At 71.8% G+C, this 24388-nt stretch carries 18 protein-coding genes and 1 pseudogene; 3 read left to right on the top strand and 16 right to left on the bottom strand.

All coding sequences use genetic code 11. The annotated features are described in order from the left end of the window. Positions 1-87: 87 nt before the first annotated feature. The 14 genes from ACIPLC_RS21470 to ACIPLC_RS21405 form a co-directional block, all read right to left on the bottom strand. A complete protein-coding gene (locus ACIPLC_RS21470; RefSeq protein WP_400474593.1) occupies positions 88-1710 on the bottom strand; it encodes an ABC transporter substrate-binding protein in 1623 nt (540 codons plus the stop codon). A 172-nt stretch (positions 1711-1882) separates the two neighbouring features. Continuing rightward, positions 1883-2899 (bottom strand): ABC transporter ATP-binding protein, encoded by a 1017-nt coding sequence (locus ACIPLC_RS21465; protein ID WP_400474592.1) that lies wholly within the window; start codon positions 2897-2899, stop codon positions 1883-1885. Continuing rightward, positions 2892-3941 (bottom strand): ABC transporter ATP-binding protein, encoded by a 1050-nt coding sequence (locus tag ACIPLC_RS21460; protein ID WP_400474591.1) that lies wholly within the window; start codon positions 3939-3941, stop codon positions 2892-2894. Before ACIPLC_RS21460 ends, ACIPLC_RS21465 begins: the two co-directional genes overlap by 8 nt. A 19-nt stretch (positions 3942-3960) precedes the next feature. Then, positions 3961-4905 (bottom strand): ABC transporter permease, encoded by a 945-nt coding sequence (locus tag ACIPLC_RS21455; protein WP_400474590.1) that lies wholly within the window; start codon positions 4903-4905, stop codon positions 3961-3963. After that, complete coding sequence (locus ACIPLC_RS21450; protein ID WP_400474589.1) at positions 4898-5824, bottom strand: ABC transporter permease; 927 nt, start codon at positions 5822-5824, stop codon at positions 4898-4900. Before ACIPLC_RS21450 ends, ACIPLC_RS21455 begins: the two co-directional genes overlap by 8 nt. A 141-nt stretch (positions 5825-5965) precedes the next feature. Continuing rightward, positions 5966-7603 carry an ABC transporter substrate-binding protein gene (locus ACIPLC_RS21445; RefSeq protein ID WP_400474588.1) on the bottom strand — a complete coding sequence of 546 codons (1638 nt, stop codon included), beginning with the start codon at positions 7601-7603 and terminating at the stop codon, positions 5966-5968. 429 nt (positions 7604-8032) lie between these two features. Further along, the gene (gene typA / locus ACIPLC_RS21440) at positions 8033-9937 is read right to left on the bottom strand and encodes a translational GTPase TypA (protein ID WP_400474587.1); all 1905 of its coding nucleotides are present in this window, start codon (positions 9935-9937) and stop codon (positions 8033-8035) included. A 272-nt stretch (positions 9938-10209) separates the two neighbouring features. Next, positions 10210-12090 (bottom strand): ABC transporter family substrate-binding protein, encoded by a 1881-nt coding sequence (locus tag ACIPLC_RS21435; RefSeq protein ID WP_400474586.1) that lies wholly within the window; start codon positions 12088-12090, stop codon positions 10210-10212. A 103-nt stretch (positions 12091-12193) separates the two neighbouring features. After that, positions 12194-14614: a SpoIIE family protein phosphatase gene (locus ACIPLC_RS21430; RefSeq protein WP_400474659.1), complete on the bottom strand. Its 2421-nt coding sequence runs from the start codon at positions 14612-14614 to the stop codon at positions 12194-12196. Positions 14615-15057: 443 nt separating this feature from the next. Beyond that, entirely contained in the window at positions 15058-17805 is a 2748-nt protein-coding gene (locus ACIPLC_RS21425; RefSeq protein WP_400474585.1) for a SpoIIE family protein phosphatase, read from the bottom strand. Between the two features lie 225 nt (positions 17806-18030). Then, on the bottom strand, positions 18031-18447 hold the full coding sequence (locus ACIPLC_RS21420; RefSeq protein WP_400474584.1) for a (deoxy)nucleoside triphosphate pyrophosphohydrolase: 417 nt from the start codon (positions 18445-18447) through the stop codon (positions 18031-18033). Between the two features lie 10 nt (positions 18448-18457). Continuing rightward, positions 18458-18640 carry an SPOR domain-containing protein gene (locus ACIPLC_RS21415; protein WP_400474583.1) on the bottom strand — a complete coding sequence of 61 codons (183 nt, stop codon included), beginning with the start codon at positions 18638-18640 and terminating at the stop codon, positions 18458-18460. 193 nt (positions 18641-18833) lie between these two features. Continuing rightward, positions 18834-20198: a DUF4190 domain-containing protein gene (locus ACIPLC_RS21410; RefSeq protein WP_400474582.1), complete on the bottom strand. Its 1365-nt coding sequence runs from the start codon at positions 20196-20198 to the stop codon at positions 18834-18836. Between the two features lie 204 nt (positions 20199-20402). Next, a complete protein-coding gene (locus ACIPLC_RS21405) occupies positions 20403-21221 on the bottom strand; it encodes a methyltransferase domain-containing protein (protein WP_400474581.1) in 819 nt (272 codons plus the stop codon). A gap of 159 nt (positions 21222-21380) precedes the next feature. Between ACIPLC_RS21405 and ACIPLC_RS21400 the strand changes: the two are divergent. Further along, positions 21381-22528: pseudogene (locus ACIPLC_RS21400) on the top strand (dihydrofolate reductase family protein). Between the two features lie 57 nt (positions 22529-22585). Beyond that, positions 22586-23251 (top strand): HAD-IA family hydrolase, encoded by a 666-nt coding sequence (locus ACIPLC_RS21395; RefSeq protein WP_400474580.1) that lies wholly within the window; start codon positions 22586-22588, stop codon positions 23249-23251. Positions 23252-23357: 106 nt separating this feature from the next. Here ACIPLC_RS21395 and ACIPLC_RS21390 read toward each other — a convergent pair whose 3' ends face one another. Both ACIPLC_RS21390 and ACIPLC_RS21385 read right to left on the bottom strand, forming a co-directional pair. Continuing rightward, positions 23358-23612, bottom strand: coding sequence for a Txe/YoeB family addiction module toxin (locus ACIPLC_RS21390; protein ID WP_400474579.1), 255 nt, complete (start codon positions 23610-23612; stop codon positions 23358-23360). After that, positions 23609-23890: a type II toxin-antitoxin system prevent-host-death family antitoxin gene (locus tag ACIPLC_RS21385; RefSeq protein WP_329927349.1), complete on the bottom strand. Its 282-nt coding sequence runs from the start codon at positions 23888-23890 to the stop codon at positions 23609-23611. Before ACIPLC_RS21385 ends, ACIPLC_RS21390 begins: the two co-directional genes overlap by 4 nt. A 312-nt stretch (positions 23891-24202) precedes the next feature. Here ACIPLC_RS21385 and ACIPLC_RS21380 point away from each other — a divergent pair, with 312 nt between their 5' ends. After that, on the top strand, positions 24203-24385 hold the full coding sequence (locus ACIPLC_RS21380) for a hypothetical protein (protein ID WP_400474578.1): 183 nt from the start codon (positions 24203-24205) through the stop codon (positions 24383-24385). The last annotated feature ends 3 nt before the right edge of the window (positions 24386-24388 follow it).

Here is a 24388-nt window from a genome sequence, read left to right as displayed (position 1 = left end):
GCCCGACCGGCCGGGGACGGTCGGCCGGGAGGGCCGGGCCCCGCCCTCCGTGCGGGGAGGGCGGGGCCGGCGCGAGGGGTCGGGGGATCAGCCCTTGACCTCGACCTGGGTCCAGGCCGGGTTGCCGAAGGAGTCGAACTTCACGTTCTGCACCTTGGTCGAGTAGCCCGAGTTGGTGCGGTAGTACCAGAGCGGGATGGCCGGCATCCCGCTCGGCAGCACCGCCTCGGCCTGCTGGTAGCCGGTCACCGTGTCGGCGACGCTGGCGGCCTCGTCGGCCTTGGTGGCCGCATCGTCGAACTGCGGGCTGCTGTAGCCGAAGTCGTTGGACGCGGCACCGGTGCGGTACACGTCGGACAGGAAGTTGGCGTTCAGCGGGTAGTCCTGCACCCAGCCGGTGCGGAAGGCGCCGTTGACCTGGTGCCCGGTGATCGCGGCGCGCGCGGTCTTGAAGTCGGGCTTCGGGTCTCCGAGGCACTCGACGCCGGTGCTCTGCCGGATCGAGTTGCAGACCGCGTCGACCCACTCCTTGTGGCCGCCGTCGGAGTTGTAGGTGATGAGCAGCTTGTTGCCGGGGACGCCGCCGCCGTCGCCGATCAGCTGCTTGGCCTTGGCGGGGTCGAACGTGCAGAACTCGCCGCAGGCGCCGTCCTTGTAGCCCTCGACGCCCTCGGCCACCCAGGCGGTGGCCGGCTTGCGGGAGCCCTGCAGCACCGTCTTGGTGATGGTGTCGCGGTCGATCGCCATGGACAGGCCCTGGCGCACCTTGGCCTTGTCCGGGGCGGCCCAGTCGGCCTGGTAGAGGGTGAAGCCGATGTTCTGGATGGCGCCCTGCGGGGCGTCGATCGCCCGGTCGCCGAGGTCGCTCTTGTACGTCGCCAGCGCGGACGGCGGCACCTGGTCCATCACGTCCAGGTTGCTGGACTGGAGGTCGGCGTAGGCGGCCTCGGACGTGGTGTACATCTTGAAGACGATGCCACCGTTCTTCGGCTTGTCGACGCCCTGGTAGTCCGGGAAGGCCTTGGTGACGACCTCGGTGTTGTGCGTCCAGCTGACGAACTGGTAGGGACCGTTGCCCACCGGCTTCTGCCCGTACCCGGTCGGGTCGTTGAAGAAGGCGTCCGGCAGCGGCGAGAAGGCGATGTAGCCGAGCTTGTACTCGAAGTACGAGACCTTGTTGACGAGCTTGACGGTGAAGTGCAGGTCGTCGACGACGGTCAGGCCGGACATCTTGGTCGCGGTCGCCCGGCCGCTGCCGGGGTGGACGTCCTTGTAGCCCTCGATGTCGGAGAACCAGGAGCTGTTGATCTGGTTGTTGCTGGTGGTGGCGCTCCAGTTCCAGGAGTCCACGAAGTTCTTGGCGTGCACCGGCGTGCCGTCGTGGAACTTCCAGCCGTCCTTCAGCGTGATGTTGAAGGTCTGCGAGTCACTGGTGTCGATCTTGTCGGCGACCTGCATCCGGATCTTGGCGGTGTCGGGGTCGTAGTCGACCAGCCCCTTGAAGAGGTTCTGGATGATGCGACCACCGCCGACCTCGTTCGCGTTGGCCGGCTGCAGCGGGTTCTGCGGCTCACTGCTCTGGTAGCTGAAGGTCTTGCTGCTGTCCGACGAACTGCTGCTGCTGCCTCCGCCGCCGCTGCACCCGGTGGCCACCAGGACCACGGACGTCGCAGCGGCGAGGACCCAACGAGCACGGGCGGCTACGGGCATGGAGGTCCCTCCTCATGGTGTGTGTCGCATCACACCCCATGAGAAGCGCCCCCCGCCGACGGCGCGAGTCGGGTGCACCCGGATGGGTGCGCTGACCGCCCTGCGAGTTGACGGAACGACGGAAGGGCCCGCGGCACGAAGCCACGGGCCCTTCCGGGGATGCCACGGGGAATCAGGCGGCGGCCGACTCCCGGACCTCGGCGAAGTGACAGGCCGACTCGTGCGCGGCCGGGCCCTTCAGCACCGAGGGCACCGCGAGCAGCGGGATCTCCTCGGAGCAGCGGTCCTCCGCCTTCCAGCAGCGGGTGCGGAAGCGGCAGCCTGACGGCGGGTTGGCCGGCGAGGGGATGTCGCCGGTCAGGATGATCCGCTCGCGGTTCTCACGCGCCGTCGGGTCCGGCACCGGCACCGCGGAGAGCAGCGCCTGGGTGTACGGGTGGGTGGCGTTCTCGTAGATCTGCTCGTCGGTGCCGATCTCGACCATCTTGCCGAGGTACATCACGCCGACCCGGTCGGAGATGTGCCGGACGATGGAGAGGTCGTGCGCGATGAACATGTACGACAGGCCGAAGTCGCCCTGCAGCTTCTCCAGCAGGTTGATCACCTGCGCCTGGACGGACACGTCCAGGGCGGAGACCGGCTCGTCACAGATGATGATCTCGGGCTTGAGCGCGAGACCGCGGGCGATGCCGATGCGCTGGCGCTGGCCGCCGGAGAACTGGTGCGGGTACCGGTTGATGTACTCCGGGTTCAGACCCACGACGTCCAGCAGGTCCTGAACGGCCTTGCGGCGGTCGCCCTTCGGCGCCACCTCGGGGTGGATCTCGAACGGCTCCCCGATGATGTCGCCGACCGTCATGCGCGGGTTCAGCGAGGTGTACGGGTCCTGGAACACCATCTGGATGTTGCGCCGGACGGCCTTCAGGGCCGCCCCGGACAGCGTGGAGATGTCCTCGCCCTTGAACAGCACCTGGCCGGAGGTGGCCCGCTCCAGGTTCATCAGCACCTTGGCCAGCGTGGACTTGCCACAGCCGGACTCGCCGACGATGCCGAGCGTCTCGCCCTTCGCCAGCTCGAAGGAGATGCCGTCGACCGCCTTGACCGCGCCGACCTGCTTCTTGAAGAGGATGCCCTGGCTCAGCGGGTAGTGCTTGACCAGGTCCTTGACCTCCAGGATGGGCTCAGCCATGGAGGGTCTCCTTCCAGAGGTGGCACGCGCTGCGGCGGCCGGTGAGCTCCTTGCCGTCCTTGTCGGCCACGTGGTGCAGCTCCGGGATCTCCGTGCGGCACAGGTCGGTGGCGACGTCACAGCGGGGGTTGAACGCGCAGCCGGCCGGGACCTTCAGCAGGTTCGGGGGCAGGCCCTTGATCGCGTACAGCTCCTGGCCCTTCTGGTCCAGGCGCGGAATGGAACGGAGCAGGCCCTTGGTGTACGGGTGCGCCGGGTTGGCGTACAGGTCGTGCACCGGGGCGGTCTCGACGATCCGCCCGGCGTACATCACGGCGATCTTGTCCGCGACGTCGGCGACCACGCCGAGGTCGTGGGTGATCAGGATCAGGCCCATGTTGTACTCGGCCTGAAGCTCGGCGAGCAGGTCCATCACCTGGGCCTGGACGGTGACGTCCAGGGCGGTGGTGGGCTCGTCCGCGATGATCAGGTCGGGCTGCATGGAGAGCGCCATGGCGATCATGATGCGCTGGCGCATGCCGCCGGAGAACTGGTGCGGGTAGTCGCCGACGCGCTGCCTGGCGGCCGGGATGCGCACCCGGTCCATCAGCTCGATGGCCTTCTCCTTGGCGTCCTTCTTGGAGGCGCCCTGGTGCACCCGGAACATCTCGCCGAGCTGGTAGCCCACGCTGAGCACGGGGTTGAGCGAGGACAGTGCGTCCTGGAAGATCATCGCGATCTTCTGGCCGCGGATCTTGCGCCGCTCCTCGTTGCCCATCTTGAGCATGTCCTGGCCGCGGTACAGGATCTCGCCCTGCGTCACCTTGCCGGGCGGCATGTCCAGGATGCCCATGATGGTCTGGGCGGTCACGGACTTGCCGGAGCCGGACTCGCCGAGCACGGCGAGCGTCTCGCCGGCCGCGACGGAGTAGTTGACGCCGTTCACGGCCTTCGCGATGCCGTCCCGGGTGTGGAACTCCACGTGGAGGTCCTTGACCTCCAGCAGCGGGGTGCCAACTTCGAGTCGGCCGCTCTTCTGGTTGTTCTCGATCACGGTGGTCATCGGGTCGTCACCTCTTCTCTCAGCGGAGCTTCGGGTCGAGGGCGTCGCGCACCGCGTCGCCGAGCATGATGAAGGCCAGAACCGTGAGGCTCAGCATTCCGGCCGGGAAGAACAGGGCGAACGGGGCGGTCCGGATCACCTTCTGGGCGGTGTTGATGTCGATGCCCCAGGAGATGGTCGGGTCCTGCAGACCGATGCCGAGGAAGCTCAGCGTCGCCTCGGTGGCGATGTAGCCGCCGAGCGCGATGGTGGCGACCACGATCACCGGGGCGACCGCGTTCGGCAGGATGTGCTTCCACAGGATCCGGGTGGTGCCGGCGCCGAGCGCCTTGGCCGCCGTCACGAAGTCGGACTGCTTGATCGTGATGACCGAACCGCGCATGACGCGGGTCATCTGGGTCCAGCCCAGGGCGACCAGCGCGAACACCACGCTCCAGATCGTGCGCGAGGTGAAGGCGTTGAGGATCACCAGGGCGCCGAGCAGCAGCGGGATGCCGAAGAAGATGTCGGTGACCCGGGAGATGATCGTGTCGACCCAGCCGCCGAAGTAGCCGGCCAGCATGCCGGTGATGCCGCCGAGGATGGTCACACCCGCGGTGACGCAGATGCCGACGACGACCGAGGCGCGGGCGCCGTAGATCACCCGGGCGTAGATGCTGCGGCCCTGGAGGTCGTAGCCGAACCAGTCCGCCTGGAAGAGGTGGCTGTAGTTCGGCTTCGTCAGGTAGTGCGCACGCAGGTCGCCGGCGCGCGGGTCCACCGAGGTGAACAGCCCGGGGGCGATCGCGATGACGATCAGCAGCAGGATCAGCAACGCGGAGATCACGAAGATCGGCTTGCGGCGCAGGTCGTGCCAGGCGTCGGAGCCGAGGCTGCGGGGCTTCTCCGGCTTGGCCGCCGGGGCGTCGGCGACGCGCTGGGCCGGGATCTCCCCGGCGGTCTTCTTCTCGGTCAGGTCAGGCATACCGGATCCTCGGGTCCAGGACCGCGTAAAGCAGGTCGACGATCAGGCCGGCGGCCAGGTACACGAGCACCAGGAAGGCCACGAAGCCGGAGACCGTCGAGCCCTCCTTCAGGTTGATCGCGTGGAAGAGGGCGTTGCCGACACCCTTGACGTTGAAGATGCCCTCGGTGACGATCGCGCCGCCCATCAGGGCGCCGAGGTCGGTGCCGAGGAAGGTGACCACCGGGATCATCGAGTTGCGGAGCAGGTGGGTGCCGATCACCTTGCGCCGCGGCAGGCCCTTGGCCACCGCGGTGCGGACGTAGTCCGCCTTGATGTTCTCGGCTATGGAGGTACGGGTGAGACGTGCCACGTACGCCAGCGACAGCGAGCCGAGCACGATGGCCGGCAGCAGCAGCTGGGTGATGTCGTTGGAGTCCTGGACGGTCGGCGTGACCCACTTCAGATCGTCCGCGAAGATCGTCTGGAACAGGAAGCCGAGCACCGGGACCGGGATCGAGATCAGCAGCAGGGTCACGACCAGGGCGCCCTTGTCGAACGCCTTGCCGCGGCGCAGACCGGCGAACAGGCCGACGGCGACACCCAGCACGATCTCGATGGCGAAGGCCAGCAGCGCCAGTCGGACCGTGACCGGCAGCGCCTCGGTGATCACGTCGGCCACCGGCCGCCCGGCCAGGGTGGTTCCGAAGTCACCGGTCAGCAGGTTCCCCATGTAGTCGAGGTACTGCTGGACCATCGACTTGTCGAAACCCATCTGGTGCCTCAGGGCGGCAACCTGGGCCGGGTCCGGCGCCTTGTCGCCCCACATCGCTGCCACCGGGTCACCGGGCAGCGCGTGCACCATCATAAAGATGAGCAAGGTCGTTCCGAAGAAGACCGGGATCATCTGGAGCAGTCGCCTCGCGACAAAGCGCCCCATCGTGCCTCCATGTATGACTCTGCCGGGCCCGTCATCCCGGTCAGAGATAAGTCGGCGTGCCAACGGCCGGTGCCGGTCCCCGCCCTTGTGGGGATGGGACGGGCACCGGCCGTTGTCACCGGGTCAGGCGGTGCCGACCGATTACTTCTTCTTGACCTCGACGTCGGTGTAGACCGGGTTGCCGAAGGAGTCGAACTTCACGTTCTGGACCTTGTTGGACCAGCCGGAGCTGGTCTTGTAGTACCAGAGCGGGATGGCCGGCATGTCCTTGGCCAGGACGGCCTCGGCCTGCTGGTAGAGCTCCGCGGTCTTCTCGACCGTGGTGGCCGCGTCGGCCTCCTTGGCGAGCTTGTCGAACTCCGGGCTGGAGTAGCCGGCGTCGTTCGCGGCGGCACCCGTGCCGTAGACGTCACGCAGGAAGTTGGCGTTCAGCGGGTAGTCCTGCACCCAGCCGGTACGCATCATGCTCGACACCTGACGCTTGGTCACGATGTCGCGCGAGGTCTTGAAGTCCGGCTTCGGGTCGCCGAGGCACTCGACGCCGGTGGCCTGGCGGATCGAGTTGCAGACCGCGTCGACCCACTCCTTGTGACCGCCGTCGGAGTTGTACAGGATGGTGATCTTGTTGCCGGGGACGCCGTTGCCCTCGGCGATCAGCTGCTTGGCCTTCACCGGGTCGTACTTGCAGGCCTCGCCGCAGCTGCCGGCCTTGAAGCCCATGACGCCGGGCGCCACGAACGCGTCGGCGGGCTGGCGCGTGCCGTTCAGCACGGTCTTGGTGATGGTGTCACGGTCGATGGCCATCGACAGGCCCTGGCGGACCTTGGCCTTCTCCGGAGCGTTCCAGTCCGCGTTGTACAGCGCGAAGGAGATGTTCTGGATGGCGCCCTGCGGCTGGTCGACCGCGCGCTTGCCCAGGTCGTCCTTGTACTTGGGCAGGTCGGTCGAGTCGACCTGGTCCAGGACGTCGAGGGTGTCCGACATCAGGTCCTTGTACGCGGCCTCACCGGAGGTGTAGTTCCGGAAGACGATGCCGCCGTTCTTCGGCTTGTTGACGCCCGCGTACTTGTCGTAGGCGGCCAGGGTGATGGCCTTGTTGTGCTCCCACGACACGAACTTGTACGGGCCGTTGCCGACCGGCTTCTGGCCGTAGCCCGCCGGGTCGGAGAAGAAGCCGGCCGGCAGCGGGTAGAAGGCCGAGTAGCCGAGCTTGTACGTGAAGTACGAGACCGGGCTGGTCAGCTCGATGGTGAAGTGCGTGTCGTCGACGACCTTCAGACCGGACATGGTGTCAGCGGTCGGGTCACCCTTCTCCGGGTGAACGGCGTCGTAGCCGACGATGTCGGAGAACCAGTCCGAGTTGATCTGGTTGTTCTTGGTGTTGGCGGACCAGTTCCAGGAGTCCACGAAGGACTTGGCGGTCACCGGGGTGCCGTCGTGGAAGGTCCAGCCGGACTTCAGCGTGACGGTGTAGTTCTTGGCGTCAGTGGTCTCGATCTTGTCGGCCACCTGGTTACGCAGGGCGCCAGTGGCGGGGTCGTAGTCGACGAGGCCCTGGAAGAGCTGCTTGACGATGCGGCCGCCCTGGTTCTCCATGGCGTTGGCCGGCTGCAGCGGGCGCTGCGGCTCGCCGCTCTGGTAGCTGTACTGGCCCTGGGGGTCGACCGCAGCGCCATCGGAGCTGCTCCCACCGGTGGAACCGCCACTGCTACAAGCAGTCGCGGCGAGGGCGACCGCAACAGCTGCGACAACCCACTTGGCCTGGCTCCCACCACGCATCGGTGTGCCTCCTGAATTCGACGTTGCAACGAGGAGGGCACTGCGGCCGGGTGTTACCGGGCCCGCCGTGCCGTCCGCGCTCGTGGTTTCGGCGCGCACCCCTGCGCGTCACCCTTGACCCGAGCCTGACTGCACCCACTATCCGTCACGCACGGACACGAAAGTGACCAGTGACGATCTCAATTAGGTCACATGAACAGTCGGTAAGTTTCGAAAACCGGACATAAGAGACATAGCCAGACAGGCACCAAACGGACAGTCGTCATGAATGACGAACTGTCACGTTCGCTCAGCGGACACCTTCGCGTGATGAGCGCTATTCCGTTAATACCCGCGTCGACAACTTGGAGTAGTTGAAAAAGTTCGCCCCCCTCTCCATGGGAAAGGGGGGCGAAGCATTTCGGCCAAAGGCCGGTCAAGCCGTCCGGATCACGCCTTCTTGGCGCGCGAGGCGGTGCGGCCGCGGTCCTTCTGGTCCAGGACGACCTTACGGATGCGAACCGTCTCCGGGGTCACCTCGACGCACTCGTCCTCGCGGCAGAACTCCAGCGACTGCTCCAGCGAGAGCTTGCGCGGCGGGACGATCGACTCCGCAACGTCCGCGTTCGCGGAACGCATGTTGGTGAGCTTCTTCTCCTTGGTGATGTTCACGTCCATGTCGTCGGCGCGCGAGTTCTCGCCGACGATCATGCCCTCGTACACCTCGGTGCCCGGCTCGCAGAAGAGCACGCCGCGCTCCTGCAGGTTGGTCATCGCGAAGGCGGTGACCACACCGGCCCGGTCAGCGACCAGCGAGCCGTTGTTGCGGGTGGACAGGGTGCCGAACCACGGCTCGTGGCCCTCGTGGATCGAGTGCGCGATGCCGGTGCCGCGGGTGCCGGTGAGGAACTCGGTCCGGAAGCCGATCAGACCGCGGGACGGGACGACGAACTCCATCCGGACCCAGCCCGAACCGTGGTTGGACATGTTGTCCATCCGGCCCTTGCGAACGCCCATGAGCTGCGTGACCGCGCCCATGTGCTCCTCCGGCACGTCCACCGTGAGGCGCTCGACCGGCTCGTGGGTCTTGCCGTTGACCTGCTTGGTGACGACCTGCGGCTTGCCGACGGTCAGCTCGAAGCCCTCGCGGCGCATGGTCTCGATCAGGATGGCCAGCGCCAGCTCACCACGGCCCTGCACCTCCCAGGCGTCCGGGCGCTCGGTGTCCAGGACGCGCAGCGAGACGTTACCGATCAGCTCGCGGTCCAGGCGGTCCTTCACCTGGCGGGCGGTGACCTTGCGGTCCACCTTGGCGCCGGACTTCGCGTCCGCGCCCTTGCCGCTGCCGCCCCGGCCGACCAGCGGCGAGGTGTTGGTGCCGATGGTCATCGAGATGGCCGGCTCGTCCACCGTGATCAGCGGCAGCGCGATCGGGTTCTCCGGGTCGGCCAGGGTCTCGCCGATCATGATCTCGGAGATGCCGGCGACGGCGCAGATGTCACCCGGGCCCGCCACCTCGGCCGGCTTGCGGGTGAGTGCCTCGGTCATCAGCAGCTCGGAGATGCGGACGTTGGACATGGTGCCGTCGCGCTTGATCCAGGCCACGGTCTGGCCCTTGCGCAGCTCGCCCTGCTCGACGCGCAGCAGCGCGATGCGGCCGAGGAAGTTGTCGGCGTCGAGGTTGGTGACGTGGGCCTGGAGCGGCGCGTCCTCCTCGTACGTCGGAGCCGGGACGTGCGCCAGCAGCGTGGAGAAGAACGGCTCCAGGCTGGTGCTGTCGGCCGGGACGGTGCCGTTCTCCGGCTTGGTCAGCGAGGCGACGCCGTCACGGGCACAGGCGTAGACGATCGGGAACTCGATCTGGTCCTCGTCCGCGTCCAGGTCCAGGAACAGGTCGTAGGTCTCGTTGATGACCTCGTCGATCCGGGAGTCCGGGCGGTCCGTCTTGTTGATGCAGAGGATGACGGGCAGACGGGCGGTGAGCGCCTTGCGGAGCACGAAGCGGGTCTGCGGCAGCGGCCCCTCGGAGGCGTCGACCAGAAGGACGACCGCGTCCACCATCGACAGACCGCGCTCGACCTCGCCACCGAAGTCGGCGTGGCCCGGGGTGTCGATGATGTTGATGGTGATCGGAGCGCCACCATCCTTCGGGTGGTACTTGACGGCGGTGTTCTTCGCGAGAATGGTGATGCCCTTCTCGCGCTCCAGGTCGTTGGAGTCCATCATCCGGTCGTCCAGGTGCTGGTGGGCGGCGAAGGCGCCGGCCTGCTTCAGCATGGCGTCGACCAGAGTGGTCTTGCCGTGGTCGACGTGGGCGACGATAGCGACGTTGCGGATGTCGTTGCGCGTGGGCATGCCTAGCGGATTCTCCTGGAATCGTGGGTTACGGCGCCCGGCCGCGAGACGCCGACCAGCGATCCCTCTGGATCGCCGCCGCCCGTTCCGCCTGCTACTACCGGTCCACCCGCCGTGGCAACGGACATGCCCCGGCTTCCTCCTATCGTACGGGGAAGCGTCCAGGTGAGCAGAAACGGGCAGGTCGGGCGGGATCAAGATCACAGGCAGGTCACCCGATCGTCACCCGGTGTTCCCTCTCCGCCCGGTTCCGGCGGGCCCCGGGAACGGGCTCAACCGCTCCACCCCACGTCCTGGAAGCGCGGCCAGCCGTACCCCCAGACCCCGGCGCCCGCGACGCCCGCCCGGACGCCGGCCAGCTCGGGCCGCTGGTAGAGCGGCACCGAGTGCCCGAGCTGCCAGATCCGCACGTCCGCCTCCTGGAGCAGGCGGAGCCGGGCGGCCCGGTCGAGCTCGGCGGAGGCACGGTCGAAGAGCCGGTCGATCTCCTCGGTGCCGCTGCGGGCGTAGTTGCTGCCGGAGTCGAGGGCGCCGTCGGCATCGGGCCGGGGCTTGGCGTAGACGGGCCGCTGCTCGCTCGCCGGGCTGGCACCGGCGGGCCAGGAGAACAGGGCGAGGTCGTACTCCCCGGCGGCCAGCTGCTCCTGGACGAAGGTGTCGGCGGACGCGGTCACGGCCTTCACCTCGACACCGGACTCGGCGAGGTCTGCGGTGAGCGCGTCGGCGGTGCGCTTGGCGGTCGCGGAACCGGCCGGGACGAGCAGGGTGAGGGAGAGCTCCTTGTCGTCCTTGGTCCGGGTGCCGCCGGTGTCGGGCCGCGTCCAGCCCGCCTCGTCGAACAGCCGGGCGGCGTCGGCCGGGCCGACGACCGCGCTGTTGTCGCGGTAGCCGTCCTGGTCGCCGGCGAGCAGGTGACTGCCCAGCGTGGCGCCGGGCAGGCCGAGCGGGGTGAGCGCGGCGTCGGCGATCCGCCGCCGGTCGACGGCCCGGGAGAGGGCGAGCCGCAGGGCCGGATCGGCGAGCGGTCCGTGGGCGGCATTGAGGGTGAGCTGGGTGAGCCAGGCGCCGACGGCCCGGTGCACGATGACGCCGGGCAGTGCCTCGGCCCGCCGCAGGGCCAGCGCCGCGGCCTCGGGCGCGGCGGCCGGGGGCGCCGCGGCGGCGGTCGGTGTGGCAGGGGCGGTCGGCGTGGCGGAGGCGCTCGGCGTGGCGGGGTCGGTCGGCGTGGCGGGGTCGGTCGGCGTGGCGGGGTCGGTCGGCGTGGCGGAGGCGGGCGCGGGCACCGCCCGGTCCACCGCCGCGGTGAGCGGGGCGATGTCCAGCCGGTCCTGGTCGAGCGCGTCCAGCCGGCCCTCGGGCGGCGTGGCGAGGAAGTCGATCCGGTCGGTCTTCGGCGGGTCCCCCCACCACCGCGGATTGCGGGCGAGGGCGACCCGCCCGCCCTCGGCGTCGTACCCGGAGACGGTGTACGGCCCGGCGCTCAGGTGGTCGCCGCCGGTCAGCGCCCGGTTGAACGCGGCCGGGGTGGCCGTCTCGGCCGCCGGGTAGAGCGGGCCGAACAGCGAGCGCCATTCGGCGTACGGACGCCGGAAGGTCACCCGGACCTCGTGCTGGTCGGCGCCCTGGGCGATCGAGTCGATGGCGTCGTACCCGGCCGGGCGGCCGCCCCGGTAGGCCGGGTCGAGGCCGGAGAGGGCGGCCCGCTGGGAGATCAGGTCGGCGGCCGTGAGCGGGGTGCCGTCGCTCCAGACCGCGTGCGGGTTGAGCCGGTAGGTGACGACCTGCGGCTGCTTCCCGGGCGGGGTGGACTCGGCGCCGGTCAGGTAGTCCGGGTCGGCGACGAGCCGACCGTGCCCGTCCGGCCGGAACAGCGAGGGGTAGAGGGCGTGCGCGAGCAGCGCCGAGTCGGCGGTCGCTTCGCCCTGGTAGACGTTGAGCGTGGCCGGGACGCCGTCGACGGCCCAGCGCAGCCTGCCACCGCCCCGGACGGCGGTGCGGTCGGCGGGTCGGACGTCCCCGGTGCCGGCGGTGGGGTCGGCCGAGGCCGGCGCGGGGTCGGGGGTACGGGCCGGAGCCGGGCCGTCGGAGCAGCCGCCGAGGCCGGCGGCGAGCAGCAGCGCGGCGGCTGCGGTGGTGAGCTGGCGGACGCGCATGGCGGCCATGGAACGCCGCCCGGACGCCGGGCCCGGGCCGACACGGCGAACCGCCCGCCGACTGCACCCGAACGGCCGAACCGCCGACCGGCCGCCAGCCGCCCTACAGCGCCAGTTCGAACCAGACGATCTTGCCCTTGGGCGTCCGCCGGCTGCCCCAGCGTTCGGCCAGCAGGCTGACCAGTTGCAGGCCGCGCCCGCCCTCGTCGGTCTCCTGGGCGCGCCGCTGCCGGGGCTGGGCGTAACCGTCGTCCCAGACCTCGCAGACCAGGCCGCGATCGCGCAGCAGCCGCAGCCGGATCTCACCCCGGCCGTGCTTGAGCGCATTGGTGACCAGTTCGCTGACCAGCAGCTCGGTGGTGTCGACGAGCTCCTCCTGGCCGCGGGCCAGCAGCCAGCTGCAGGCCAGCTCGCGGGCCTTGGCGACGGAGGTGGGCTCGGGCGGCAGGAACCAGTTGCCGACGGCGTCCTCGGGGAAGGCGTGCACCTCGGCCATCAGCAGGGCGATGTCGTCCTCGCCGTGGTGCCGGTTGAGCTCGCCGAGGACGTGGTCGCAGAGGTCTTCGAGGCTCTTGCCCTCGGCGGACAGCGCGGTGCGGAAGGCCCGCAGGCCCTCGTCCAGCTGGTGCTTGCGGCTCTCCACCAGGCCGTCGGTGTAGAGGCCGAGGATGGCGCCGTCCGGGAGGGTCAGCTCGACCTCCTCGAAGGGCTCGCCGCCGACGCCGAGCGGCAGGCCGGGCGGGACGTCGAGCATCCGGGCGGGTTCGCCGGGGCTGAGCAGGACGGGCGGCAGGTGGCCGGCGTTGGCGATCCAGCAGCGCCGGGTGACGGCGTCGTAGACCGCGTAGACGCAGGTGGCCAGGTAGACCTCGCGGGCCTCCTCGTCGGCGGCTGAGGTGAGCCGGCCGTACGGGGTGGGCGGGCCGGCCGGCACGGTGTCGCCGCCGAGGCCGCGGGCGATCTCGTCGAGGGCGGTGAGCACCTCGCCGGGCTCCAGGTCGAGCATGGCGAGGGTGCGGACGGCGGTGCGCAGCTGGCCCATGGCGACGGCGGCGCGCAGGCCGCGGCCCATCACGTCGCCGATGACCAGGGCGGTGCGGTTGCCGGGCAGCGGGATGACGTCGAACCAGTCGCCGCCGACCTCGGTGTTGTTGTTGCTGGGCAGGTAGCGGCAGGCGATCTCCAGGCCGCTGGCGGCCGGGTTGCCCGGGGGCAGCAGGCTGCGCTGGAGGATCAGGGCGCGCTCGTGCTCGCGGCGGTAGAGCCGGGCGTTGTCGATGCAGACGGCGGCGCGGGCGACGAGTTCCTCGGCGATGGCGACGTCGCGGGCGTCGAAGGGCTCGCTGCCGATCGCGCGGGAGAGCTGGACGAGGCCGAGCACCTGGTCGCGGGCGACCAGCGGGACGATCAGGGTGGAGCGCAGCAGCGGGTCGGGCCCGGGCTCGGGGATGACACTGCGGCCGGTGCGCAGCGCCCGGGCGTGCGGGGAGCGGCGCGGGTAACAGAGGGTGCCGCCGGCTTCGGCGATGGGCAGGCCGGTGACCGAGCCGAGCACCGAGGAGGCGCCGCCGATGACGCTGGAGACGGCGACCCGGCGCAGTTCGCCGCTGCCGTCGGTGAGCACGGTGTCCCCGAGCCGGCCGGCGCTGGGCACGGTCTCGCCGGAGAGCAGCGCGGTGTACAGGTCGACGGTGGCGAGGTCGCAGAACGGCGGGACGACGACGTCGAGCAGTTCCTTGGCGGTGGTCTCCAGGTCGAGGGTGGAGCCGATGTGCGCGCTGGCCTCGTTGAGCAGGGCGAGGTTGCGGCGGACGCCGTCGGCCTCGCGCTCGGCGACGTGCCGGCTGGTGACGTCGGAGACCTGCCCCGCGAGGCCGATCGGCTGTCCGGCCGCGCCGTTGAGGCGGTACAGCGAGACGGCCCAGAGCCGGTTGCCCTCGCGGGTGGGGACGGCGCCGTGGAAGCGCAGGTCGAAGACGGGCTCGCCGGTGGCGAGGACCTTGCGCAGGGCGGCGGTGAGGCGGTCGGCCTCGGACGGCGGGAAGAGGTCGTGCGGAGTGAGGCCTTCGAGGTCGGTGGGGGCCAGGCCCATGCCGGAGGCGAAGGCGTCGTTGACCCGCTGGAGGCGCAGCCGGTCGTCGAACAGGATGAAGCCGGTGGGCGTCTGCCCGAAGACGGCCTCGGAGGCGGCGAGGTCGGTCTCGACCCGGCGCAGCCGGCCGAGGTCGACGGCCAGGCAGGTGGCACCGGCGGCGGGCAGGGCGCTGTCGGGCATCAGGTAGAGCTCGGCGAGGCCCTCGCCGCCGGCGGCGTCCCGGTAGGGGGTGGTGCCGACCCACTCCTCGCCGGCCAGGGTGCGTTCCAGCCGGGCGCGACCGCGCTGCCAGAGTTCGCGGGGGACGAAGGTGGTGATCGGGTCGGCGCCGACGGCGTCGGGGGCGGGGACGCCGAAGAACTCGGCGGCGCGCTCGCTCCACTGGCTGATCCGGCCGTCGGGGCCGATCGTGAAGGTGGCGACCCGCATGTAGTCGTAGATCGACCCGGGGCCGCCGGCGCCCCACGGGCGGTCGGCGGCCACCAGGTGGTGCCCGCCGACCGCGGGGGCGGCTCCGGGCGGGTCCGCCGGTACGGGCAGGTGCGGTGAACCGGCCTGCCCGGGCACGACAGCATGACCGCTGCTGCTCGGCGCGTTCCGCGCCGGGGTGCTGTTCAACGGACCGACCCCTCCAACCCGCGACCGTCCGGATGTCGAGAAGACCGAGTATTCATCATCGAGGGGTACGTTCACACGCCCTCAACATCACAACATCAGATCGGGCGAAGGTTTTTGTCCTACCGCCCGCGCAACCACAATGCCACGCCCGCGCCCCCTTCCGGGCCGCGCGCTCCCCCCGGCCACCTGCTGGCACATGCGGCCCCGCCCTCCTCGCCCCCACTCGGGCTCACGCCCCCGACCCGCTGCGCGCCCTATGACTCGTCCGGCTCATTACCCGGCAGCGCCTGCTCGAACCAGACCACCTTGCCGATGCCCTCGGCCCGGGCGCCCCAGCGCAGTGCCAGGCGGCGGACCAGTTCCAGGCCCCGGCCGCCCTCGTCGGCCTCGGCCGCGTGCCGCTCCCGGGGCGGGTCGGGCAGCGGGTCGGAGATCTCGACCAGCAGCGTCTCGCCGAGCGTCAGCCGCACGCCGATGGGGGCGCTGGCGTACCGGACGGCGTTCGTGACCAGCTCGCTGACCAGCAGCTCGGCGGTGTCGGTGAGCTCCTCGACGCCCCACTCGACGAGCGTGGAACGGACCAGCCGGCGGGCCCGGGAGACGGCGGTGGGCTCGGCGGGCAGGGTCCAGCCGGCCGTCGGGGTGCCGACCTGACCGTGGCCGAGCCGGGCCAGCAGCAGCGCGACGTCGTCCGGCTCACGGCCCTGCTCCATGGTGTCGAGCACGGCCTCGCAGGCGGCCTGGATGGAGGCGTGCGGCTGCTGGAGCACGGTGACCAGCCGGCCGAGGCCGACGTCGAGGTCCTTGTCCCGGGACTCGACCAGGCCGTCGGTGCAGAGCGCGAGCAGGCTGCCCTCGGGGATCTTCAGTTCGACGGATTCGAACGGGACGCCGCCGACGCCGAGCGGGGCACCGGAGGGCAGGTCGAGGATCCGGCCGGCGCCGCCGCGCAGCGGGCCGCCGGTCCGGGTCGGCTCCCCGCCCTCCTCGCCCGGCACCACCAGGACCGGCGGGATGTGCCCGGCCTTGGCGACGGTCAGTTTGGCCGTCCCCGGGTCGAACACCGCGTAGACGCAGGTGGCGAGCAGCGCCTCGTCCGGGCCCTGGGCCAGGTCGTCGGCCAGCTCGTGGACGTGCCGCAGCAGGACGTCCGGCGGCAGGTCGAGGGCGGCCAGCACCCGGACGGCCGTGCGCAGCCGGCCCATGGTGGCGGCGGCCCGCAGGCCGTGGCCCATCACGTCGCCGACCACCAGCGCGGTGCGGTCGCCGGGCAGCGGGATGACGTCGAACCAGTCGCCGCCGACCTCGGTGCCGCTGCTGCCGGGCACGTACCGGTAGGCGACCTCGACGCCGGTGGGCTGCGGGACCTGCTGCGGGAGCAGGGTGCGCTGGAGGGTGAGCGCGGCGGTGCGCTCGCGGGCGTACAGCCGGGCGTTGTCCAGCGAGCTGCCGGCCCGGTCGGCCAGCTCGACGGTGAAGGCCAGGTCGTCCCGGTCGAAGCCCTCCCGGTAGCCGCCCCGGCTGACCAGCAGCAGGCCGATCACGATGCCGCGGGCGCGCAGCGGGACGACCAGCATCGAGTGCACGCCCAGGTCGTGGGCGGCCTGCGTCTTCGGGTCGCCGGGGTACGTCACGTCGTCGAGCTGGTCGGCGCCGGAGAGCAGCTCGGGGACGCCGGTGCGCAGCACCCGGCCGCACGCGGAGTCCTCGGCGAAGGTGATCCGGGCGCCGCGGCGGAGCATCACCTCGACCTCCGGGCCGTCCTGGACGGAGGCGGTGCCGAGCTGGAGCAGCGAGGTGCGGCGGTCGTGGCCGTGCCGGGGCAGGTCGTCGCCGTGCGCGACGGCCTGCAGCAGGATCACCGCGGAGTGGTCGGTGAGCCGGGGGACGACGGAGCTGGCGAGTTCCTGGGCGATCCGGGTGGCGTCGAGCAGGTCGCCGACCCGGGAGCCGAACTCGTTGAGCAGCGAGAGCCGGCGCCGGGCGTGCTCGACCTTGGCCACGGCCCGGTAGCGCTCGGTCACGTCCATCACGGTGCCGGAGATGCCGAGCACCCGGCCGGAGCGGTCGGTCATCCGGCTGTAGGAGATCGAGCGGTAGCCGGAGCGGGCGGTGATCGGGGAGGCGAGGGTGACGTCGATGACCGGCTCGCCGGTGGCGAGCACCTGGCGCTGGATCGCGGTGATCTCGTCGGCAGCCCGCTCGGGCAGGGTCTCGCCGGTGGTCCGGCCGACGTGGTCCTCCAGGGCGACGCCGTTCATCCCGGCCAGGGTCTGGTTGACGGCGGTGTAGCGCAGCTCGGTGTCCATGATCGCGATGCCCAGCGGGGACTGCTCGAACAGCGCGTCACGGACGGCGAGGTCGCGCTCGACGGCCCGGACGGCGGCCGCCTCGGCCAGGTTGACCTGGAGGAACGGAGTGCCGTCGCCGTCCACCAGGAGGGAGATCCGGGCGTCCACCGCGACCGGCGCGCCGTCCCGGTCCCGCAGTTCGGCGTTGCCGGCCCAGCGGCCGTGGCGCAGGGCGTCCTGGATCGCGGCCCGGATCCGGACGACCTGCTCCTGGTCGGGGATCAGCTCGTCGATCCGGCGGCCGACCAGCAGCTCGTTCGGCCAGCCGAGCAGTTCCTCGGCGGCCGGGCTCCAGAGCACCACCCGGCCCGCGGTGTCCAGGATCGCGATGGCGACCTTCAGCATGTCGAGCAGGCTGCCCTCGGCCGGCGCACCGAGGCCGTACGGGGCGTCGGACGGCCCGCCGGGGAACGGCCGGGCGGGTCGGCTGCGCACGCCGGGCCGGGCGCCCGGATCGGGGACGGCCAGGGTCGGCACCGGCTGGTCGGGCCGCGGGGCTTCGGGAGCATCGGCGGCGTCCCGGCGACGGCGGCCGGCCTGCGGCTGCGGGGCGGCGGGCTGGGCGCCCCGACGCAGCCGGGCGCGGGCGGCTGCGCTCCCCGCGGCGCCTGTCCGCCGTGCTCCTCCGCCGCCGTTCCCGGTACTCGACACCGACGGGGCCTCCGGCTCTGGTCGGGATCGGCGTCGCCGGCTGGGGCGGCTCACCGATGGTGACGAATGGTGCCGAAAAGTGACATACCCAGCAGAACCCAGGCTATCCCGGCCGCTGGGTCGTCTTGTCTGATTGACCTACCCCGTACGCTGCGCGTCGTACACCGGCTCCAGCCGGACAAGGACCTCGGGCCCGTCCGGCGGGAGTTGTCAGGCACGCCCCGGCTAGACGCCGAGCAACCGGGCGACGTGCGGCAGGACCTCCCGGTCGTGCTCGATCCAGTCGACGCTGTCCAGCTCGGCCGGGCCGAGCCAGCGCAGCTCGTCGTGGTCCTCCAGCGGGCGGGGGTCACCGGCCAGCAGTTCGGCCGCCCAGAAGCGCAGCTCCAGGCCCGGCCGGACGCTCCACGCACCCGGCAGCCGCTCCAGCGCCCGCGCCCGGACGCCCAGTTCCTCCGACAGCTCCCGCTCCAGCGCCTGCGCCTCGGTCTCGCCGGGTTCGGCCTTCCCGCCCGGGAACTCCCAGCGCCCCGCCACCGCCGCGGGCGCGCTGCGCCGGGCGGCGAGCACCCGGCCCCGGTGGATGAGGGCGCCGCCGACGACGATCCGGGGCTCGACGGGGGTCTCGCTGGCCTTGTCCATGGACCCGACCTTAGGACGTGGTGGGCCGTCGACCGTCCGCAGCCTCGGGCTCGGCCTCGACCCAGTACAGCTGCTTGTGGCCGCGGGCCTCGAACTCGGCCGCCAGCCGCTCCGCCTCGGCGCGTTCGAGCCCTCCCGCGACCAGGAAGCGGTTGCCGTTGTCGTCCTGCCGCATCACCCGAAAGACGCTCATGGCGGGGAGCGTATCCCCGGCCTGCGTGGGGGTCGGGCCGGGGATCCGCCCCACGACGCTACGGGCGGCTCGCTACCGGCAGGTACGGGCGCGGTTAACGGCGGGTAACCCGGCGCGCCCGGCACCGCAGGCCCGTCCGCGCCGCAGGCCTGCCGGCACCCCGGACCCGTCGGCGCCGGCACCCGTCGGCGGCTCAGACCCGGAGGTCGGGCACCTGCTCGCCGGTGGACAGGCCGAGCCCGCGCCGGACCTCGATGCTGATCGGCACCGACTTGGTCACCAGCGCCCTGGCCCGCCGCACGTCGCCCTCCAGGTCGTCGCCGGAGGCCGCGGCGTCCCATGCGGCGGCGGCCGCCTCCTGGGCCGCGGCCAGCTTGTGGACCGCCGGCTTGACCTCGGCCGGCCACGCCGCCGACGCCTTGTTCAGCGCCGCGGCCTCCGCGCGGGAGGCGGTGGACATCCGCCGGGCCCAGGTCCGGTACTCGGACGACGCGTCGGCGAAGCCCTTGCTCGGCTGCTCCGCGTAGGCGTCGTTGAAGCCCCGGACGGCCTCCAGGTAGGCCAGCTGGGCGGGGTTCAGGCTGCCCCGGTCGGTGCGGACCGTCCCCAGGTGCTCGCCGTCGCGGTCCTCGTAGGCGCAGGTGACGTACCGGTCGCCGGACGTCCAGTTGCCCCGGGTCGGGTAGAGGTAGATGTCGTCCATGCCGTCCGGGATCGCCCACTGGTCGAGGGCGTAGTCGTCGAGCACCGTGCGGCACAGCTCGGCGGCCCGCAGGCGGACCGTCGCCTCGCCCGGGTAGGACGGGCCGTCGCTCGCCGGGATCCGGGCGGTGCCGGCCACCTCGCCGTGGTGCGGGGACGAGCACGGCACCCGGCGGACCCAGTAGAGCGTCTCGTCGCCTCCCTCGGGGTCGGCCCGGCTGCCGTTCGCGGGGGTGTTGTAGCAGTCCCCGGACTTCAGCGCGGCCCAGGGGACGGAACCGGCCGGGCCCTTCGCGGACTGGCCGAACCGGCCGCCCCCGGAGAATTCGAAGGTCGAACCGACCACCGCGAGCGACAACAGCACCGTGCCGACCACGCCGAGCACCAGGCCGGTCACCGCCATGCCGAAGCCGCGCTCCTTGCGGCGGTTGATCTGGACCAGCGCGATGATGCCGAACACCAGGGCCACCGGCGCCACCACGATCAGGCCGGTCACCAGGGCCGCGACCGCGAAACCGTTGGTGACGGGGGCGGCCCGGGAGTAGGGGAAGCCGGGCTGGAAGCCTGGCTGCGGGGCGGGCGGCACCGACGCCCAGCCGCCGGCGGGCAACGGCGGGGGCGGCGGCTGCGGCGGGGCCTGCGACGCCAGGGGCGCGGCCCACGGGCTGGCAGGTGCGGGTGGGGCGACGGGTGCGGTCGGGACGGCAGGTGCCTGCTGATCCGGCTGCTCCGCCCGGCCCGGCCGCCCCGCCCGTTCGGCCTGATCCGTCGGCGCGGCCTCGTGGGCCGGCTTGCGGGGATCGACCGCGGGCGACTCCGGCCCCGACGCGGGCGGCTCGGACTCAGGCTTGGACACGTGGACTCCCCCGGCCCGCCGGTACGGGCATCGACTCGGCAGCTCGACTCGTCGGCTCGCCCCTCCAGCAGCGGGCCGGACGGGCCCGAACGGCCCCGGTACGAGCGGACGCGCGACTTTACCCGATCTTTCCGAACACCCGCGCGACCGTTTCGCCCGCCCCCGCCGCCCGCGCCCAGGACAGCAGCCGCCGCCCGGCCCCGGTCAGCCGCGCGCCAGGATCTCGCCGTGCAGCATGGAGAACCAGCCGTCCCCGGCGGCGCTCCACTCCTGCCAGCCGACCGCGATCCGCTCCAGTTCGGCCTGGTCCGCGAAGCCGCGCTCCACCGCCGTCCGGCCGATGGCGGAGCCGGTCACCCGGTCCGCCCACATCCCGCCCCACCAGGCGCGCTGCTCGGGCGTCGCGTACGTCCAGGTGGTGGCGGTCGCGGCGATGTCGGTGAAGCCCGCCGCCCGCGCCCAGGACAGCAGCCGCCGCCCGGCGTCCGGCTCGCCGCCGTTGGCGCGGGCGATCCGCGCGTACAGCTCCAGCCAGCGGTCCAGCGCGGGCGCCTCGGGGAACCAGGTCATCGACGCGTAGTCGACGTCCCGGGCCGCGACCACTCCGCCCGGCGCCGCGACCCGGCGCATCTCGCGCAGCGCGGCCACCGGGTCGGCCACGTGCTGCAACACCTGATGGGCGTGCACCACGTCGAACTCGCCCTCCCGGTAAGGCAGTTCGTGGACGTCGGCGACCTCGAACACGACATTGGACAAGCCCCGGCCGGCCACGTACGCGGCGGCCTGCTCCAGCACCTCGGCGGAGGTGTCCACGGCCACCACGCGCCCGTCCGGGCCGACCAGCTCGGCCAGGTCCGCGGTGATCGTGCCGGGCCCGCAGCCGATGTCCAGCAGCGCCCGCCCGGGCCGCAGTTCGGGCAGCAGGTAGGAGGCGGAGTCGGCCGCCGTCCGGGAGCGGTGCGAGCGCAGTACGGCCTCCTGGTGGCCGTGGGTGTAGACGGTGGCGGGCTGCTGTCCGGTCATGGCGTCCCCCTGGGGCGTGGTCGGTTTCCGCGACGCCTTCGACGCTAGCGAATGTTCCACATGTCGAGAAGATTCGTCTCACCTGTCGGTCACCCGGCGGTCGTACCACCCCCGGCGGCCGTACCGTGGAGCGCACCCGACAGAACGGTCCCCCCGCCCATGCCCGGCCAGCGCCCCTTCGTCCTGCTGAGCGCCGCGATGTCCCTCGACGGCCACCTCGACGACGCCTCCCCCGACCGCCTGCTGCTCTCCAACCGGGCCGACTTCGACCGGGTCGACGCCGAGCGCGCGGCCGCCGACGCGATCCTGGTCGGCGGCAACACGCTGCGTGCCGACAATCCGCGCCTGCTGGTCAACGACCCCGCGAGCCGGGCCGCCCGGCTCGCGGCCGGCCGCGCCGAGCACCCGCTGAAGGTGACGCTCAGCGCGAGCGGCGCGCTCGACGCCGGCCTGCGCTTCTGGCACACCGGCGGCGCCCGGCTCGCCTACACCACGGACACCGGCGCCGCCGCGCTGCGGCCCCGCCTGGACGGGCTGGCCGAAGTGGTCGCGCTCGGCGGCACGGTGGACCTCGGCGCGGTGCTGGACGACCTGGGCGCGCGCGGGGTGCGCCGGCTGATGGTCGAGGGGGGCGGCGGCGTGCACACCCAGTTCCTGGCCCAGGGCCTGGCGGACGAGCTCCAACTGGCGGTCGCCCCGTTGCTGGTCGGCCAGGCCGAGGCGCCGCGGTTCGTCCGACCGGCCGCCTTCCCGGGCGGCCCGGCCCGGCGGATGCGCCTGCTGGAGGCACGTACGGTGGGCGACGTCGTCCTGCTCAGGTACGCCCCGAAGGAGCCCACCCCGTGACCGGAGCCCGTCCCGCGACCAGCGACCTCGACCACCTGCGCCGGGCCGTCGAACTCTCCCGCCGCTGCCCGCCGTCCGCGACGGCCTTCTCGGTCGGCGCGGTGATCGTCGGCGCCGACGGCGAGGTGCTGGCGGAGGGCCACAGCCGGGAGGGCGACGCGCACGACCACGCCGAGGAGGCGGCCCTCGGCAAGCTCCCGGCCGGCGACCCGCGGCTGCGCGGGGCGACCGTCTACAGCTCGCTGGAACCGTGCGGGCGGCGCGCCTCGCGGCCGACGCCGTGCGCCCGGCTGCTGATCGCGGCGGGCGTGCCGCGGGTGGTGGTGGCCTGGCGCGAGCCGGACCTCTTCGTCACCGACTGCCAGGGCACGGCCCTGCTCGCGGCGGCCGGGGTCGAGGTGGTGGAGCTGCCGGAGCTCGCCGAGGAGGCTCGCGCGGTCAACGCCCATCTGCTCGGCTGATCTTTTGTATCATCAAGGAACAAAGAGCTCGCCTTTCCTTGCCCGAGGAGCAGCCCCATGCCCGCCGCCCCCCTCCCGCTGACCGCTCGCGCCCTCCTCCTGGACATGGACGGCACCCTGGTCAACTCCGACGCCGTGGTCGAGCGCTGCTGGCGCCGCTGGGCCGAGCAGCACGGCCTCGACCCCGTCGCCGTCCTGGCCGTCGCCCACGGGCGCCAGGGCCACGCGACCATGGCCGAGCTGCTGCCCGACCGCCCGGTGGAACTCAACCTCGCCGACAATCAGCGGATGCTCGCCGACGAGCGCGCCGACACCGACGGCGTCGTCCCGGTCCCCGGCGCCGGCGCCTTCCTCGCCGCCCTGGCCGACCTGCCGCACGCCCTGGTCACCTCCGCCGACGAGCCGCTCGCCCGGGTCCGGATGGGCGCCGCCGGCCTGCCGCTGCCGCCCGTCCTGGTGACCGCCGAGTCCGTCGGCGCCAGCAAGCCCGACCCGGAGGGCTTCCTCAAGGGCGCCGCCACCCTCGGCTTCGCCCCCGCCGACTGCCTCGCCTTCGAGGACTCCGGCGCCGGCATCGCGGCCGCCCGGGCCGCCGGCCTCCGCGTCATCGGCATCGGCCCCCGCGCCGCCGCCCACCGGCCGGACGCCCACGCCGACACCCTCGACGACGTCACCGTGACCGCCGCGCCGGACGGCACGCTGACCGTCACCGTCCGCTCCTGACCGGGGCTGCCGCCCGGTCGCCCCGCTCGATTCCGCCGGCGTCGAGCGGGGAGCCCTCCCCCCGTCCGGCCGCCGCCCGCCTCAACGGCGGCCCGGTTGCGGGCGATCAGTAGTGATAGCGGGCGGCGAGGATGACGATCTCCCGGTCCGTCACCAAGTAGACGAGGCGATGCTCGTCATCAATCCGCCGCGACCAGGCTCCCGGCAAGTGGTACTTCAGCGGCTCGGGCTTGCCGATGCCGGTGAACGGGTCGCGCAACACGTCCTCGATGAGCTTGTTGATCCTCGCGAGCATCTTGCGGTCGCTCTTGAGCCAGGACGTGTAGTCCTCCCAGCCCTGTTCTTCGAAGACGAGCCTCACTCGACACCCCGCCCGGCATCAGCCGAGTCGGGGTCGATGAGTGTGCGCTCGGAGAGCCCTATACCGTTCAGCGCATTGTCGTACGCCTTGAGCAGGCGACGCGCATTCGCCGGCGAACGCAGGAGGTACGAGCCCTCACGCAGGGCGGCATAGTCCTCGGCAGAGACGAGCACGGCATTTCCGTGCTTGGACACGATCTCGATGGCGTCGTGATCCTCGTTGACCTTCTTGATCAACGGGAAGAGATCCCTGCGGGCCTCGCTCGCGGTGATGGACATGACGCATACCCCCTTCGGCGAGTGGTACCGAATAACGTACCACCCGAGTGCGCTTCCGAGTCAGTCGACGACCGGTAGGGACGCCCGAAAGTCAGCACCAAGTCAGCACGGCAACGAGGAGGGGGCCGGACTCCGTGGAGTCCGACCCTCTTCGACCTGCACACTTGCCAAATCAAGTGACATGCAGTAATGGAACGATCACACGTTCAACAAGAACTCGGCGATGCACCAGGCCGATCTTCTGCTCGCCGGCCATCTTCACCACGAGACGTCGACACCGATGGCCCGAGGACGTTCCTCCAGCCTCCCGCGATGGAAGCGGAATCGACCTGGTGGCGGCACGCGAAGGGCACCACCGGGGCGCCCGGCCTGATGGTGGCGATCACCAAGGACGGCCACATCGCTGGCTCGGCCAGCGGCTTCGGGACCGCTGGCTCACCGAAGCACGACGACGGTCCGGGCACACCTCGTACGAGGCCGCCCGCCTCGGTGTAGAGG

The sequence above is a fragment of the Kitasatospora sp. NPDC086801 genome (assembly GCF_044745805.1).
Taxonomy (GTDB): Bacteria; Actinomycetota; Actinomycetes; order Streptomycetales; family Streptomycetaceae; genus Kitasatospora.
Note: the sequence above shows the minus strand (reverse complement) of the source record. Positions and strands in the feature narration are given on the sequence as shown.